We start from the raw sequence: 14061 nt of genomic DNA, 5'->3' as shown, positions 1-14061 counted from the left end.
CAACTCGGCTACCACGTCACCCTCCAGCCCGCCCCCGTTCCGGCACCTGGGTGACGAAACGGGGCCGACTCACTGAGTTTTCGAATCAGCGGCGCGGACCGGCGCGCGAAGACGCCCCGGCCGGCCGCGGAGCGGTTCAGGCGTCAGCGCGCGGCGGAACGGTTCAGGCGTCAGAGAGCCACGGAGCGGTCAGGCGTCAGGGCGCGGCGAGCTCTCGCGAGCGTCGCGGAGGCGGTTGCGGCGCCGGATGACGATGACCAGGCCGAGCAGGCCGAGGCCGAAGCCGCAGGCCGCCGTGGCCAGCCACCACAGGTGTCCGTCCGCGCGCAGGTCGCCGGTGAACGGCAGCATGACGATCAGTGCCACCAGCCACACCATCGTGCCGACCGCGACGGGAACGACCCCGTCCTGCGGCAGGGGAGCGAGACCGCCCGCGCCGTCGTCCGGCTGAGGCGGCGGGCCGTCCGGCCGCGCGGGCGTCTCCGAGGGGCCGTTCGGCTCCCGGCCCACCGCGCCGGCGCCCTGGCTCGTCGTAGCGTTCGCCTCCACGCTGGGGACGTTACCCGGCCACGCGGCCCGCGACTGTCCTGGTGACGCGCGGACCGTGGGCCTCGACCGCCGGGGCCGCGCGGTCAGGCGTCCGCGCCGCGGGCGACGGGGGCCGACTCGCCGGACGGCGTGAGCCACGCGTCGAACGAGCGGTGGGTCACCGACTCCAGCAGGCGGATGTCCTCCGCGAACAGGTCGACGACCCGCGCGCGCAGCTCGGGCGGCGGGCGGTCGTCCGGCTGGCCGGGCTCGCCGGCCGGCCCGGCCGCGGCGTCGAGCCCGACGCGCGCGTCGGGAGCCGCACCCTCGCGGACATCGAGGAAGCCGCAGGCCCGATGGAAGACGGCGCCCGGCCCGGCGATCAGGTCCGGATAGTGCACGAGCAGCACCTGACCGGGGCTGTACAGCGTGTACAACCTTCTCAGCTGGTCGCCGTAGCGGCCCAGCTCGGCGTAGCGCCATGTCCAGCCGGAGCCGGCACTGGCACGCTCCGGCTCGGCGAGCAGCGCCGCGACGAAGTCGGCCAACGGCTCGGCGCCGGTGGCCCGCGCGCGCCGCCAGGCGGCGTACGCCCGGTCGACCGGATCGCGCAGCGCCACCAACAGCCGCGGGTAGGCCGTGCACTCGTGTAGCCGCCGCTGCGCCGTGAAGTCCGCGAGCAGGTATGGCGCCAGCACGCCCTGGCGACCCCCCGCCGCCCGCCCGTCCGCGACGCCGGTCACTCCGTCGGTACCCCAGACGTCGCCGTCGGTACCCCAGACGTCGCCGGCCGGTGCTCCCACCGGCACCTGCCGCGGCTCGGTGAGCCGCAGGCCGGGATGGCGCGCGAGCACGGCGACGAGCCGCGTTCCGCCCGTCTCGGGCGGGGCGGCGACGACGAAGTCAGGCCGCGTCGTCCTCACCCCCCGGCTCGCCTCTGACGCATGATCGTAGCCCGGCCACGACACCCACCTTCGGGGGTCGCACTACACCACGGCTCGGCCGCGCGCGGAGGCCGACGCCGGCGTGTCGAGCGGGGGGAGCCCGAGGTGATCGCGCAGGGTCGTGCCCTCGTAGTCGGCCCGGTAGACGCCGCGCTCCTGTAGCAGCGGCACGACGGTGTCCACCAGGAGGTCCAGCCCGCCCGGGGTGACGTGCGGGACGAGGATGAAGCCGTCTGACGCGTCCGCCTGGACCAGGTCGTTGATCGCCGTCGCCACGGTCGTCGGCGAGCCGACAAACGTCTGTCGCCCGGTCACCTCGATGATCAGCTCTCGGCTGGTGAGGTTCTTGGCCTCCGCGAGCGCCCGCCACTGGGCGGCGATGGCGATCGGGTCGCGGAACATCCGCACGCTCGCCCGGCCACGCGCGACGGTGTTCTCCCCGACGACGGGATCGAACGCGGGCAGGGGGCCGTCGGGGTCGTGGTCGGACAGGTCGCGGTTCCACAACTGCTCGAGGAACTTGATGGCCGTCTGGCCGCTGACCTGCCTGCGCCGGACCTCGTGGGCCAGCTCGGCCGCCTCGGCGTCGGTGTCGCCGAGCACGAACGTCGCCGCGGGCAGCACCAGCAGCGACTCGGGCGCACGCCCGTAGCGGGCCAGGCGTCCCTTCACGTCGGCGTAGAACGCCTGCCCGGCCTCGAGGGTCGCGTGGCCGGTGAAGATCGCGTCCGCGCTGGCCGCGGCGAACTCGCGGCCCTCCTCGGAGTCGCCGGCCTGGAAGATGACCGGGCGTCCCTGCGGGCCGCGCGGCACGTTGAAGTGGCCGGAGATGTCGAAGTACGGGTCGTGGTGGTCGAACGTGCCCGGCAGCGGTCGGCTCAGGAACTGGCCCGTGTCCCGGTCGGCGACGATCTCGTCACCCGTCCAGGAGTCGACCAGCTCGAGCGCCGTCGTCAGGAACGCCCTGGCCCGGGCGTAGCGCTCCTCCTGCGGGAGGTAGCCGCCCCGGCGGAAGTTCTCGCCGGTGAACGCGTCCCAGGAGGTGACGACGTTCCAGGCCGTGCGGCCGCCGGAGAGGTGATCCAGGCTGGCGAACTGCCGGGCGACCTCGTAGGGCTCGTTGAAGGTCGAGTTGATCGTGCCCGTCAGGCCGATGCGATCGGTGACGGCGGCGAGCGCGGCGAGCACGGTGAACGTGTCCGGGCGGCCGACGACGTCCAGGTCGTAGATCAGCCCGTTCTGCTCGCGCAGCCGCAGCCCCTCGGCCAGGAAGAAGAAGTCGAACTTGCCCCGCTCGGCGGTCTGCGCGAGGTGGCGGAACGAGGCGAACTCGATGTGGCTGCCAGCGTCCGGGTCACTCCATACAGTGGTGTTGTTCACGCCGGGAAAGTGCGCCGCCAGGTGGACCTGCTTGATCGGCTTGCTCATCTCGGGCCTCTCTCATGGCTTACTTTCTCGACTTCAACGATCGGAATGGGGTGTATTTAGTCCACGGATCGCCGCGCTCCTGACAACCAGGATCGCCCCAGCCGGCCCGGTCCGTCGCGGCTTCCGCCGGAACACCCCACGGCCCAGGCGATATGTGGCCAGTTCGGACCATCGGCCGCGGCCGTTCGATGACCGTCGGCGGCATCCATGCCACTCGCCGTGTCGACCGGGGCGCGCAATCGACGATCGATCGCCTGCCGCCCGTCGCGCTGGTCGGTAACTCAATATTCTCAACGGAAATTGTGGACATAGTGCCACCCGCGGCCTATGTTCGACCCATGTCTGCTGGAGGCCCGCGTCGGCGCGGCGCGCGCCCGGCCGCGCCCGTCGCGGCCCGGCGCCACCAGGCCCTGCTCGTCGGCCGCCCACACGTGGACTTCAAGCGGGTGGCGAGCTCGCTGTGTCGGAGCTGTCGCTAGGCCGGCGGCACCGCTGAGACGGGCATCTCCGATGCCCCATCGTGATCGTGCCCGACGCCCGTTCGTGCGCCGGCACGTGCTTTCCGCCCTCCGTCTTCGCCGGCCGATGGCGTCGGCCCGGCCGGCACTCTCCGCCTGCCCCGGCTGAGGCTCGCGGGATCGTCCCGGCCCGGGCGGCGTCGGCCGAGCACCCCTTCCTCCCGTAACCACGAATCCAATCCCCAGAGAGCTCCGCGCCGGGTAGCCGAGGCGGGCCGCGGTCCTGCGTGAACCGCGGCGACCTCGCGCGCCCCAGACTCGAAAGGTCGCCATGTCCGCGTCCGAGAGCACCGTGCTGGCGGTGACGGAGCCGCCCGGTCCGCCCGGAGTCCCCGTTGGCCTCGCCACGCGGGTACCGACCGTGGCCGAGGGCGTGTCCACCGACGCCGCGCTCGCCGACCCCCAGCTCGCCGACGCTCAGCTGGCCGACCCCCAGCTCGCCGGCTCGGCGGGGCGCCTGCCGGAGATCGAGACGTTGCGCGGCGTGGGTGGCGCGCGCCGCCGCCGGCCGGTGCCGCGCTGGCTGCGCCGGGCGAGCGGCCCCGCGCTGCTGCTCGCGCTGTGGCAGCTCGGCTGCAGCACGGGGGTCATCGGCCCGCACACGCTGACCTCGCCGAGCACCGTGGTGACCACCGCCTGGGACATGATCAAGGACGGGTCGCTCGTCGACGGGCTGCTGGTCTCGCTGCGGCGGGTCTCCTACGGGCTGCTGTTCGGCGGGATCGCGGGCCTCGTGCTCGCGATCGTCTCCGGTCTGCTCCGCGTGGGCGAGGACCTGATCGACGCGCCCATGCAGATGCTGCGCACGCTTCCGTTCCTCGGCCTGATCCCGCTTCTGATCATCTGGTTCGGCATCGGGGAGACCAGCAAGGTCGTCCTGGTGTCGCTCGGCGTCGCGTTCCCGATCTACCTGAACACCTACGCCGCGATCCGTGACGTGGACGGCCGGCTGGTCGAGGCCGCGGGCACCCTCGGGCTGCGCCGCCTGGAGCTGGTCTGGCACGTGATCCTGCCCGGCGCGCTGCCCGGGATGCTGGTCGGCCTGCGCTACTCCCTTGGCGTCGCCTGGCTCGCGCTGGTGATCGCCGAGCAGGTCAACGCCGACAAGGGCCTCGGCTACCTGATGATGAACGCCCGCGAGTTCCTGCAGACCGACGTGATCACGGTCTGTCTGATCGTCTACAGCCTGCTCGGGCTGACCACCGACCTGCTCGTCCGCATGCTCGAGAAGGGAGCTCTGTCATGGCGACGCGGCTTCAGCGGTCAGTGACCGAACCTTCCGCCGCCGGGCTCGGGCCGGCCGGTGCGACCGGTGGGACCAGCGGGGCGGATGAGGCCGGCGGTCTCGCGGTCGACGTCCTCGACAAGCCGGGTCCCCGGGCACGCGCGGCGGTCGAGGTGCGCGGCCTTCGCCGGGAGTTCGGCGGGCGCGCGGTGATCGACGGGCTCGACCTGACGGTGGCGCCGGGCGAGTTCGTGGCCCTGCTGGGCCGCAGCGGCTGTGGCAAGAGCACCCTGCTGCGCGTCCTCGCCGGCCTCGACCTCGACGTCGCCGGCACCGTCGCGGTGCCGCGCCGGCGCTCGGTGGCCTTCCAGGAGCCGCGGCTGCTGCCCTGGAAGCGGGTGTGGCGCAACGTCGCCCTCGGGCTTCGCTCGCCGCGGGGGTCGTCGGCAGGGGAGTCGTCGGCAGGGCACGGCGACAGCTCCCGCGCGCGGGCGCTCGCCGCGCTCGCCGAGGTCGGGCTCGATCATCGCGTCGACGCCTGGCCGCTGACGCTGTCCGGCGGCGAGGCGCAGCGGGCCTCCCTGGCCAGGGCCCTGGTCAGGGAGCCGGACCTGCTGCTGCTCGACGAGCCGTGTGCCTCGCTCGACGCGCTCACCCGGCTGCGGACCCAGGCGCTGATCGCCGACCTGTGGGCACGGCACGCGCCCGCCGTCGTGCTGGTCACCCACGACGTCGACGAGGCGCTCGCGCTCGCCGACCGCGCGCTGGTGATGAGCGACGGCGTGATCAGCGAGGACGTGGCGATCCGCGCCGCCCGCCCGCGCCGGCCGGGCGACCCCGAGATCGTCGCGCTGCGGGCCCACCTGCTCACCCTGCTCGGCGTGCCCACCCCCGCCGCGGCCTGACTCGGCCCTCGCCGTTCGCCCTGGCCGACCGACGGCACGGGCTCCGAAGATTCACAAGGAGAGAACCGACATGTCCCCCTTCGCCCGCCGCCTTCGGTGGGCCGCCGTTCCGCTGGCCGCGACGGTCGCGGTCCTGGGCCTCGGCGCTTGCTCGTCCGGCGACGACAAACCGGCCGGCGCCGCGCCGGCCGCCACCAGCGCCGCCGCGGTCGACCTGAGCAAGGTGACCCTGAAGGTCGGTGACCAGAAGGCGGGCATCCAGGCCGCGCTGGAGGCGGCCGGTGAGCTCAAGGACGTTCCGTACAAGATCGAGTGGAGCCAGTTCACCTCCGGCCCGCCGCTGCTCGAGGCGCTGACGGCGAAGGCGATCGACCTTGGCGGCGTCGGCGACACGCCGCCGATCTTCACCGCGGCCGCCGGCTTCAAGATCAGTCTGGTCGCCGCCTACCAGCAGGACGTGACCGGCGCGGCGATCGTCGTGCAGAAGGACTCGCCGATCAAGACCCTCGCGGACCTGAAGGGCAAGAAGGTCGCGGTGGCGAAGGGCTCGTCGGCGCACTACCACCTGCTCACGGCGCTGGCGAAGGCCGGACTGACGTTCGACGACATCCAGCCCGCCTACCTGCAGCCACCCGACGCCCTGGCCGCGTTCGGCAGCGGAAGCGTCGACGCCTGGGCGATCTGGGACCCGTACACCGCCGTCGCCCAGCAGCTCAACGGCGCCAAGATCCTGGTCGACGGTTCCGGCGGGCTGTCCACCGGGCTCGCCTTCGAGGTGTCGCGGCCGGACGTCATCGCCGACCCTGGCAAGGCCGCGGCGATCCGTGACCTGCTGATCCGGGTCGGCAAGGCCCGCCAGTGGGCGTTGGCCCACGCCGACACCTGGGCACAGGCCTGGGGCACCGCGGCCGGCGTCCCGATCGAGATCTCGAAGGTCTTCGTCGACCGCACCGCGACGAAGGCCGTCGTGATCGACGACGCGCTGGTCGGCCGCCTGCAGAAGGTCGCCGACACGTTCGCCGACGCCAAGATCATTCCTGTCAAGGTGAAGATCGCGGATCTCGCGACCGACCAGTTCAACGACACCGTGGCGCTGTCCACGGCCGGCTGATCCCGGGCCCTGCCCGCGCCGCCGGCGCGGGCAGGGCCATCGGCCGCGCCGCCGGCCGCCCGGCCCACCTGTAGGAGCTCGATCCTCGATGTCGATCCATCCGCACTGGTTCCTGCCCACCGCCGGCGACAGCCGCAACCTCGACGCCGCCACCCTGACGCACGAGGCGAACCGGTCGTCACGGACGGCGGGCATCCGCCCGCCGGACATCGACTACCTCGCCGAGATCGCCAAGGCGGCCGACCGGCTCGGCTATGAGGCAGTGCTCACCCCGACCGGTACCTGGTGCGAGGACGCCTGGCTGACCACCGCCGCCCTGCTGGGTGAGACCCGGCGGCTGAAGTTCCTGGTCGCGTTCCGGCCCGGGCTCGTCACCCCGACGCTGGCCGCCCAGATGGCGGCCACCTACCAGCGGCTGTCCGGCGGCCGGCTGCTGCTCAACGTCGTCACCGGCGGGGAGACCGACGAGCAGCGCCGCTTCGGCGACTGGCACGACAAGGACACCCGCTACGCCCGCACCGCGGAGTTCCTGCAGATCGTCCGCGGTGCCTGGGGCGACACGCCTTTCGACTTCGAAGGCGAGCACTACCGGATCGTCGGCGCCACCACCCGCAAGCCGTTCGACCCGCCGCCGATCTTCTTCGGTGGCGCGTCGCCCGCCGCCGAGCGGGTCGCGGCCCGGCACGCCGACGTCTACCTGCTCTGGGGCGAGACGCCGGCGCAGGTCACCGAACGTCTCGACCGGATGCGGGCGCTCGCCGCCGAGGCCGGCCGGGAGCTCCGGTTCGGCTACCGGGTGCACGTCATCACCCGGGACACGTCCGCGGCCGCCTGGGCGGTGGCCGACGACCTGCTCGGCGGCCTCGACCCCGCCACGATCACGTTCGCGCACTCGCTGCTCTCCCAGGCCGAGTCGGTCGGTCAGCAGCGGATGACCGCCCTGCACGCCGGCAGCACGGACGACCTCGTGATCGCGCCGAACCTGTGGGCCGGCTTCGGCCTCGTGCGCCCCGGCGCGGGCACCGCACTGGTCGGCAGCCACAGCGAGGTCGCCGACCGGATCGAGGAGCTGCACGCGCTCGGTGTCGAGCACTTCATCCTCTCCGGCCACCCGCACCTGGAGGAGGCCTACTGGTTCGCCGAAGGCGTCCTGCCACTGCTGCGCCGCCGCGGGCTGCTGGCGACGCCGGACGGCGCCCCGGCCGCCGCGCAGCCGCCCGCCGCACCCGCCGCGCCCGCCCGGCAGGCGGCTGGGGGCCAGCGCCCGGTGCCGACCGGCGCCTCCTGAGCTCCCAGCAACCGCGTCGCCCGCGCCACCCACCGCGACCTTCGTAACCGCCCTACCCGGCCGGCCCACGTGTCGGCCGGGCCTTCCACAAGGAGCGAGAAATGACCGTCGACACCTCGCCGGCGCCGGCCTCGACCGCCGTCGCCCTGGACATCGAGCCGCTGACGATCCGGATCGGAGCCGAGATCCGCGGGGTCCGCCTCGACGGTGACCTGGACTCCGCCACCATCGCGGCGATCCGCGCGGCCCTGCTGCGCCACCGGGTGGTGTTCTTCCGCGGCCAGGATCAGCTCACCCCGGACCGCCAGATCGCGTTCGCCCGGCTGTTCGGCGACCTGACCCTGGCCCACCCGACGCAGTCGTCCCTCGACGGCTACCCGCTGATCCACGAGCTGGACGCGTCGAAGGGCGGCCGGGCCGGGGCGTGGCACACCGACGTCACCTTCACCGACCGCCCGCCGGCGTTCTCGATCCTGCGCGCCGTCGAGATCCCGCCGGTCGGCGGCGACACCATCTGGTCGAACACCGTCTCGTCCTACTGGGACCTGCCCGACCAGCTGCGCGACGCCGCCGACAAGCTGCGCGTCTTCCACACCAACCAGCACGACTACGGGCTGCGCGCGCAGGACCTCGAGGGCCTGCCCGAGGTGTTCAAGGAGCGGTTCTTCGAGTTCCGGTCCAAGGAGTTCGAGGTCGAGCACCCGGTGGTGCGCGTCCACCCGGAGACCGGCGAGCCGTCGCTGCTGCTCGGCGGGTTCGTCAAGCAGCTGACCGGGGTGAACCAGGCGCAGTCGTTCGACCTGCTGCGCGCGTTCGCCGAGGTGGTCGCGAAGCCGGAGAACACGGTCCGCTGGAAGTGGCGGACGGGCGACGTCGCGATCTGGGACAACCGCGCGACCCAGCACTACGCGATCAACGACTACGCCGACAGCCCGCGGATCGTGCACCGGGTGACCGTCGCCGGCACGATCCCGGTCGGCAAGGACGGCCGGCCCAGCGTCGCCCGGGCCGGCGACGCCAGCGAGTACTCCCCGATCGGCACCGTCCCGACCGACTGATCCGGGGCGGTCACCGGGGTGTGGCGCTCCAGAGGGGGGCGATCGCCTCGTCGTCCAGGTCGTCCTCGGCGTCGCGGAAGGCGGTGCCGTCGGGGTCGCGCAGGGCGGCGGCCAGGGCATGCCGGCGGTGCCAGATGCCGGCCCGCCAGGCCAGCCCGCGGGCGAGCGCGTCGGGGCCACCCGCGGCATCGACGTGGATCTCGCCGCCGATGCCGCCGACCACCCGCCACGGCGTCTGCGTCGGCCGGCCGGCGAGGTCGGCGACCACCAGCCGGGCGTGCTCGACGTACGGCGTGCCGTCCGGCGCCTGGCGCTCGGCCGTGTTGTAGGGGCCATCCAGCACCGGGCAGTCCGCGGCCGCCGACGCGAGCGGCACCCCGAGCACGTAGCCGACCTCGGCCGCCCGGTCGAGCGGCACCCGCAGCGGCGCCGCGTCGCCGAGCAGGGTGAGCAGGTCCGGGGCGTCCAGGACGACGGCGTCGCGGGTGGGTACGACCCCCAGTGGGGTGCGTACCGCCAGCGGCGGGTCCAGCCGGCCGTCGGCGAGCACGCCACCCGGCCGGCCGTCCGGCCCGGCGGCGAGCCGGGTCGCGGCGGTCACCGCGGCGACGTAGAGCGCCCTGGCGGACAGCCACGGAACGTCCCGATCGGCGTCGCCCAGCCGGTCGAGCAGGTCGAGCACACCGGCGAGGTCGCCGAGGACGTCGTCGAGGGTGTGGCGGCAGCCGAGCGCGCGCAGCAGTTCGGCGTCCACCCCGGGCAGCGGCCTCGCCGGGGCGAACAGCCCCGCGAGCAGCGGGTCGGCGCCCGGCAGGCGCAGCTCCGCCGGCGGCAGCCGAACCACCCCGCCGCGGCCGTCGTCGAAGCCGAAAGCCTCTCGGTCGTCGCGGTCCCGGTCGTAGTCGTCCTCGAGGTCCTCGCCGTACTCGTCGGCGCCATCGTCCGCGGCCGCGCCGCCGCCGGCGTCCCGCCCGCTCGCGACGGGCAGCAGGGCGTGCCGGGCGAGCCACCAGCGGGTGTACGAGGGCTCCTCGCCGAGCACGACGTCGCGCAGCGGCGGCTGGGCGAGCTCGGCGAGCGCCTCCGGCCAGGCCGCCGGGTCCACCAGCTCCAGGTCACGCACGGCGGCGAAGCTGGACAGCACCATCGGAGCGCCAAGGCCGCCGGCGCGGGCCGCCGTGGCCCTGGCCGGCGCGAGCGCGGGCGACTCGGCCGCCTCGTCGACCCAGGTGTCGCTGTCGTCGAGGTCGAGCAGCACGGGCTCGTCCGGGTCGAGCGTCACGTCGCTCGCGTAGAGAACCCCGAACGTGCGCAGCACGCCGACGGCCTCCAGCACGCTCGCCGGCCAGGCGTCGGTGACCTCCGGCGCCAGGATGCCGAACGGCGTGTCACCGGCGACGAGGCGGTCCAGCGGGCCGTCCGCGATCAGCAGCTCGGCCGACGCGGCGAACTCGCCCTCGATGTCCGGCAGGAGCAGCTCGCCGAGCCAGTCGAGCCCGGCGGCCGTCTCCGCTGGGGACAGATCCGCGTCGCGGACCAGCGCGAGCACGGCCGTGGCCAGCGCCAGCAGCTCCTCGGGGTCGTCGTCCGGGTCGGAGTCGACGACCGCCTCGTGCACGGCCGGGTCGCGCAGCACGCCGGCCGGGGTGCCCTCGACCGCGCCCAGGGTGCGCAGCGCGTCCCTGGCGACGCCGACACAGGCGTCCGGGTGCACGACCCGCAACGGCAGCCCGGACGCGGCGAGCGCCAGCACGTCCAGACCCTCGGTCGGCAGCAGCACCCCGCGCGGCCCGGTGACCATCCGCACCCGCAGCGCCGGCCCCGCGCCCGCCGCGTCGTCGCCGGCCGCCGTCGCGACCGGCACCGGCAGGGCGCCGAGGGCGTCGCGGTCCGGCGCGGTGATCAGGGCGGCGTACAGGGACGACCACCAGGCCGGCGGCCGGCGCACGCCCGCCAGCACCTCCACGAGGCCGGCGCTGTCGAGCCGGCGCACGCCCAGCGCGTCCAGGGCGCGCCGCCAGTGCCGGGCGCCGTAGCGCGCCGGCAGCAGCCCCGGGACCGGGCCCTCGTGGGAGTCCCCGGCCTCCGCCCCGGGACCTTCGGTCTCGAGGACGGCGCCGGCGTCGAACTCCGCGTCGACGAGGTCCGGGTCGGAGGCGGCGCCGTGGTCGGTCACGGCGCCGCTGCCCGCGGCGGAGAGCAGGGCGGTGACGGCGTCCGTGGCCGGGCCCAGGTCGCAGACGACACACTCGCGGCCGAGCCGGCCGCCCGGCATGATCCCCACCTCGGGCAGCATCCGCGCGACGGCGTCGCGCAGCCGGCCGTCCACCGGGCCGGCGGGCAGCCCGGACGGCACCAGCTCCAGTGCCGCCAGCGGGTCCGGCGGGACCAGCGGATCCGCGTCGGCCGGCGCGAGCCGGCGCTCGGTGACGGGCACCGGGCCCGCCGACGCGAACGCCGCGAACAGGTCCTCGTCCCGGCCGTCGCCGTCGCCGTCCGGAGTGGGCGCGGCGGGGTCGCCCGCGCCGGCCGGACCGGCGGTACCCAGGTGGACGGCCAGGGCGACGACCGCCTCGGCCAGACGGTCGGTCAGCCAGTCGCGCAGCGGCCCGGCGACCGTGTGCCGGCGGGAGGGCTCCAACGGCAGTTCGACGCTGGCCAGCACCGGCAGCGACAGGGGCTCGTCGGTCGGCTGCGGCGCGCGGACCACCTTGGGGATCCCCGCCGGCCAGGCCCCGTCGCGAACCATCGCGCGGGCCGCGTAGCCGGTCCTCGCCCGCTCCTCGACGGGTCTGTCCGCGAGCAGCGCCGCCGGGATCGTGCCCCGGCGCACGCAGCCGCGCCAGCGCTCCCCATCGAGCAGCGCGATCTCCAGCGCGGCGTCCAGCGGGACGTCCGCGGGGTCGGCCGGGTCGCCGTGGCGGGCGTCGGCCATCGCCGCTGGCGGCTCGTCGGCCGACTCGTCACCCGCGGTGTACTCCCAGTGGCAGGTGTGTGTCTGGACGTCACCGTCCAGGTCGAGGATGACCTCGGCGAGGCCAGGCAGGACCAGCAGCAGGGTGGGGTCGAAGCCGGCCAGCAGCTCCCGGGCGGTCGCGGCGGCCTCGGCGTCGCGCAGCGGGAGACGGATGATCGTGTCATAGCCGTCCGGCGGTGGCTGCTCCCGCGCCGCGGCGAACGGCAGCCGCAGGATGGGCGCCGCGCCGTCGCGACGGCCGAGCTCGGCGCGCAGCCCCGCGGCGCCGATCTCGTGGACGGCGGCGACCGTCGACTCCTTGGACCAGCGCACGCCGGCCGCGGCCGAGGCCAGGGCCGGGTCGCGCGAGACGATCGACGGCTCGTCGCTGACGGCGAGCACCGCGGCGAACCCGGCGCCGAACCGGCCGACGGCGCCGACGTCCCGCTTGGCCGAGGCGCGCAACGTGCTGAGTGCCTCCACGCCGGCGGCGGTCAGCGGCGCGCCGGTGTTCGCGACCTCCACCCGGTCGCCCGCGAGCCGGACCAGCACCCGGCCGGCGACCCCGGCCGCCGCGGCGGCGTCCACCGCGTTCTGCAGCAGCTCGACGACGAGGCGGTCACGGTAGGCGCCGAGCGCCGCGTCCTCCTCGGCGTTGGCGTCCTCTCGGAACCGGGCAGGCGAGGCCGCCCAGGCATCGAGCACCCGCCCACGGATTGCCGCCGTCCCGAACGGATCGCCGGTCGGCTCCGCCGGTGTGGCGGAACCAACCGCCGGCTCATCGGCCGCGTCCAGATGCGTCGCTTCCACTGCTCTATCTTCGCCACCGCCTGAAACGGCTGGCCGGCTGGGCGGTGGGTGGCCGTCCGTCGCTGTGCGGCCTCGGTCCAGGTCTGGCGCGAATTAGGCTGGACATCTGTGCCGGTCGGGTGCGGCGGAGGTGACAGTAGTGGTTGGACGAGCGGGCGCACGGCGGCCGGACGACTCTCGACTGGTGGAGGCCTTCATCCAGCAGTGGGACCTGGTCGTGTCCGGCGTCGATGCGTTGGGTGACGAGGATTTCGCCGCCGCCAGCGCGTTGTCCGGCTGGACGACGGCCGACCTGGTGGCGCACTGCGCCCGGTCTGGTGGGGCGCTGGCGCATGCGCTCATCGACGCGTCGCCCACCCAGACGGCCGACACCGACGCCGCTGGCGCGGCCGGCGCCGGCCGGGGCGAGGCCCGCGCGGGCGACGTCGGCGCGGCGAACGCCGTCGAGTACCTGGGCGGGGTCGGTGGCCGTGCCGAGACGATCGCGGACACCGCCCGCTCGGACGCCGCGGGCCTGTCCCCGAGCGAGCTGCGCTCGCTGCTGCGGACGGCGGTGGCCGCGTCGCGCGGCGCCCTCGCGGCGGCGACCACCGGGCAGCCCGGCGGGCCGGCGGCCTGGGACCAGGTGGTGACCTCGCCCGGCGGGCCGGTGCGGCTGGGTGACTTCGTCGCGACCCGGTGCGTCGAGGGAGTCGTGCACGGCCTGGACCTGGGGCTCGCGCCGGACCGGGACGCGCTGCGCATCGTGACGCGCACGCTCGTCGATCTGCTCGCCGCGCGGGCGCCCGGCCGGTCGGTCGAGGTCCGGGTGCCGCCGTTCGCCGCGGCGCAGGTGGTCGAGGGACCCAGACACACCCGTGGCACCCCGCCGAACGTCGTCGAGGCCGACCCGGTCGCCTTCGTCGCGGTGGCCGCAGGTCGGTTGGACTGGTCGGCGGCCCTGGCCGACGGCCGCCTCACGGCCAGCGGCGAGCGTTCGGACCTGCGTCCCTACTTCCCGCTCCTGTAGCCCATCCAGCCGCCCGGCGACCAGCCACCCGTCTCCTCTCGCCCCGTTCGGCTCTCGGGCGACCGTCCGTCCGCTCGGTGGACCGAACGGGCGTGGGCGCGTGGTGGTACTGCTCACGGGTAGGTCCGAAGCGAAATGCCCACTAACCCGCCTCCTGTTAGCGTGGAAGACAGTGGCTGCCGACGGCGCGTTCATGGTGGGACGGTCCGTCCATATCTCGATTACGGCGGGTTGGCGTACTGGCTCCCGCGCGGGCGGCCTGGCGGGCCCGCCCGTTCTGT

At 74.7% G+C, this 14061-nt stretch carries 11 protein-coding genes; 7 read left to right on the top strand and 4 right to left on the bottom strand.

What is annotated here, in order from left to right; all coding sequences use genetic code 11:
* Positions 1-189: 189 nt before the first annotated feature.
* From BCD49_RS40880 to BCD49_RS21750, 3 genes are all read right to left on the bottom strand, one after another.
* Positions 190-549, bottom strand: a complete 360-nt coding sequence (locus BCD49_RS40880) for a DUF2530 domain-containing protein (RefSeq protein ID WP_007517016.1) — start codon at positions 547-549, stop codon at positions 190-192.
* A gap of 83 nt (positions 550-632) precedes the next feature.
* Complete coding sequence (locus BCD49_RS21755) at positions 633-1451, bottom strand: sulfotransferase domain-containing protein (protein ID WP_007517017.1); 819 nt, start codon at positions 1449-1451, stop codon at positions 633-635.
* A gap of 63 nt (positions 1452-1514) precedes the next feature.
* Entirely contained in the window at positions 1515-2900 is a 1386-nt protein-coding gene (locus BCD49_RS21750) for an NtaA/DmoA family FMN-dependent monooxygenase (protein ID WP_007517018.1), read from the bottom strand.
* A 14-nt stretch (positions 2901-2914) separates the two neighbouring features.
* Here BCD49_RS21750 and BCD49_RS46460 point away from each other — a divergent pair, with 14 nt between their 5' ends.
* The 6 genes from BCD49_RS46460 (at position 2915) to BCD49_RS21725 (ending at position 9005) form a co-directional block, all read left to right on the top strand.
* Positions 2915-2983 carry a hypothetical protein gene (locus BCD49_RS46460; protein ID WP_425343334.1) on the top strand — a complete coding sequence of 23 codons (69 nt, stop codon included), beginning with the start codon at positions 2915-2917 and terminating at the stop codon, positions 2981-2983.
* 706 nt (positions 2984-3689) lie between these two features.
* A complete protein-coding gene (locus tag BCD49_RS21745) occupies positions 3690-4688 on the top strand; it encodes an ABC transporter permease (RefSeq protein ID WP_007517020.1) in 999 nt (332 codons plus the stop codon).
* Positions 4661-5548: an ABC transporter ATP-binding protein gene (locus BCD49_RS21740; RefSeq protein WP_007517021.1), complete on the top strand. Its 888-nt coding sequence runs from the start codon at positions 4661-4663 to the stop codon at positions 5546-5548. Before BCD49_RS21745 ends, BCD49_RS21740 begins: the two co-directional genes overlap by 28 nt.
* Before the next feature lie 70 nt (positions 5549-5618).
* A complete protein-coding gene (locus tag BCD49_RS21735) occupies positions 5619-6659 on the top strand; it encodes an ABC transporter substrate-binding protein (protein ID WP_071041836.1) in 1041 nt (346 codons plus the stop codon).
* 88 nt (positions 6660-6747) lie between these two features.
* Positions 6748-7947, top strand: a complete 1200-nt coding sequence (locus tag BCD49_RS21730) for an LLM class flavin-dependent oxidoreductase (protein ID WP_027140288.1) — start codon at positions 6748-6750, stop codon at positions 7945-7947.
* Between the two features lie 101 nt (positions 7948-8048).
* Complete coding sequence (locus tag BCD49_RS21725) at positions 8049-9005, top strand: TauD/TfdA dioxygenase family protein (protein WP_007515509.1); 957 nt, start codon at positions 8049-8051, stop codon at positions 9003-9005.
* 10 nt (positions 9006-9015) lie between these two features.
* Here the strand turns inward: BCD49_RS21725 and BCD49_RS21720 are convergent, their stop codons facing one another.
* Positions 9016-12771: a sacsin N-terminal ATP-binding-like domain-containing protein gene (locus BCD49_RS21720; protein WP_071041835.1), complete on the bottom strand. Its 3756-nt coding sequence runs from the start codon at positions 12769-12771 to the stop codon at positions 9016-9018.
* Positions 12772-12910: 139 nt separating this feature from the next.
* Here BCD49_RS21720 and BCD49_RS21715 point away from each other — a divergent pair, with 139 nt between their 5' ends.
* The gene (locus tag BCD49_RS21715; protein WP_007515511.1) at positions 12911-13780 is read left to right on the top strand and encodes a sterol carrier family protein; all 870 of its coding nucleotides are present in this window, start codon (positions 12911-12913) and stop codon (positions 13778-13780) included.
* Positions 13781-14061 lie beyond the last annotated feature (281 nt).

It is taken from the genome of Pseudofrankia sp. EUN1h (assembly GCF_001854645.1).
Lineage (GTDB): Bacteria > Actinomycetota > Actinomycetes > Frankiales > Frankiaceae > Pseudofrankia > Pseudofrankia saprophytica.
This window is presented reverse-complemented; position numbering and strand designations above follow the sequence as displayed.